The sequence below is a fragment of the Vibrio sp. Vb0888 genome, from assembly GCF_033338835.1.
GTDB classification, from domain to species: domain Bacteria; phylum Pseudomonadota; class Gammaproteobacteria; order Enterobacterales; family Vibrionaceae; genus Vibrio; species Vibrio alginolyticus.
The window spans coordinates 1-1,164 of sequence record NZ_JAWOTL010000227.1; the positions used below are offsets into that span (position 1 = coordinate 1).

Annotated in this window: 1 protein-coding gene; it reads right to left on the reverse strand. The window is 47.2% G+C overall.

Going from position 1 to position 1,164, the window contains the following annotated elements; genetic code table 11:
- Positions 1-91: 91 nt before the first annotated feature.
- Positions 92-1,000 carry a CDF family cation-efflux transporter FieF gene (fieF, locus tag R7P72_RS25220; protein ID WP_005482190.1) on the reverse strand — a complete coding sequence of 303 codons (909 nt, stop codon included), beginning with the start codon at positions 998-1,000 and terminating at the stop codon, positions 92-94.
- Positions 1,001-1,164 lie beyond the last annotated feature (164 nt).

Sequence of the window (1,164 nt, forward strand, 5' to 3'; positions counted from 1 at the left end):
CACATCAGGATCACGAATCTTAATAAGTATTGATGGAAAGATAGTCAATAAGCGCTTGTTTGTCGTTAAGATCAAAACGTTTTTTCGACTCTTACCAATCTTGTGCTTTTTGCTCTTTTTCTGGCCCAAATACCACCGACAACGGATCTTGATGGATCAATACATCCGCCTCTGGGAACAATGCCAACAAATTATCTTCCACTTTATCGGCAATATAATGCGCCTCAATTAAACGCAAGTTGTCATCCAATTCCAAATGCAATTGAATAAAACGTGTTGGACCAGACATACGGGTACGCAACTGATGTACGCCCAGCACGCCTTTCACGCTCAAACAAGCTTGGTTAATTTGCTCAAGCTCTTCATCGGGCAGCTTTCTGTCGAGCAACGTTTGAATCGCTTCGCTGACCATTTTGAAGGCGCTGTAAAGAATGAAGATGCCAATACCAATCGCGAAGACCGCATCCGCTTGCGTTACACCAAAGTAGCTGAGCCCAAGCGCGACCATGATCGCCCCGTTCATGTATAAATCCGTTTGGTAGTGCAACGAATCTGCCGCGATGGCTTGGCTGCCCGTGATGCGCACCACGCGTTTCTGGAACATGACCAAACCAAACGTCACCATCATCGCAAACAAGGAGACATACACACCCAGCTCCGGCGCGTTCAGTTCGTGTGGCCTGAAGAAACGATCGATACCGTTGAGGATCAAAAATACCGCAGAGCCGGAGATAAACATCGCCTGTGCCAACGCAGCGAGAGACTCGGCCTTACCATGCCCAAAAGTGTGTTCTCTGTCGGCTGGTTGCAGCGAATAGCGAACCACCACCAAATTCACCACTGAAGCGGCGATGTCCAGCATCGAATCAATAAGCGATGCCAATAGGCTGACCGATCCCGTCACCCACCATGTGATGACTTTTACAATGAGAAGAAGCGTCGCCACTATGGTTGCTGTCCAAGCTGCCGTCGTGACTAAGCGTGCATATTGCTGTTTCATAATCAAAGAGTTAACTCAAACCGTATTTTGAGTATACGTTGAATGCGCGTGAAATCGCCAGATCAAAAAGAGGCAACCTGTGGCTGCCTCTTCATATATATCATCGGATCATGACTTAATTATTACGGTGTTTTCCCATGCGTTGTTGCATTTGGTCACCACAT